Genomic DNA, 338 nt, shown 5'->3' on the forward strand with positions numbered 1-338 from the left:
GTGCTCCGGCTCAAGCTGCAACCGTCGATTCCCCAAAGGGAATCGCCTCAAGAAAAGGCCATCATCGGCGGTGACACCCGGCCGCGCGCGCTCGTGATGGACTCCAGTGGTTTCGCGCGCTTGCTGGAGGTGCCCATCAACGAGCCGGTCCGTGGAACGCCGTGGAACCATCAAAAAGCGTGCGCGACAACACCAGGCGCGCTCTGTACTCCGTAACTCCTCGCCGCGCCCCGTCTGGTGCGGCGAGGAAATTCGTGAAAGGGGCTGCGCGGGAATCAGCGGCGTGGGGCGCGAGCTTCTGCCCAAAGGGAGACGTCACCGTTCGCCGTCTGGCGGAG

1 protein-coding gene is annotated in these 338 nt (G+C 65.1%); it reads left to right on the forward strand.

The window, feature by feature from the left end; all coding sequences use genetic code 11:
- Positions 1–216, forward strand: a 216-nt coding sequence (locus U8525_RS34540; protein ID WP_374270983.1) for a hypothetical protein, incomplete at its 5' end; no start/stop codon positions are given.
- Positions 217–338 lie beyond the last annotated feature (122 nt).

The organism is Corallococcus sp. RDP092CA (assembly GCF_041903675.1).
Taxonomy (GTDB): domain Bacteria; phylum Myxococcota; class Myxococcia; order Myxococcales; family Myxococcaceae; genus Corallococcus.